The 250-nt window shown below is 43.6% G+C and carries 1 protein-coding gene; it reads left to right on the top strand.

Going from position 1 to position 250, the window contains the following annotated elements:
* On the top strand, window positions 1–250 hold a 250-nt coding region (locus ACM2FC_RS23690; protein ID WP_498483483.1), incomplete at both ends, for an IS3 family transposase.

Here is a 250-nt window from a genome sequence, read left to right as displayed (position 1 = left end):
TGTGACCCAAGTGTGTCGTTGTTTATCCATTGCTGCTAGTACATTTTATTATCGATCTAAACCGAGGCCTATTTGCCCTGAGCGTGTAAAACTTGATGCTGCTATGAAGCAAATCCATATTGATATGGGTGCCACATACGGCAAAGTTCGTATGCATGGTGAATTACGAGCGCTAGGCTTTAATGTCGGTATGCTCCTTGTCCGTACTTCGATGAAACGATTAGGGTTAGTAGCAAAACGACCCAAACAG

Source organism: Vibrio sp. A37 (genome assembly GCF_059777565.1).
Note: the sequence above shows the minus strand (reverse complement) of the source record. Positions and strands in the feature narration are given on the sequence as shown.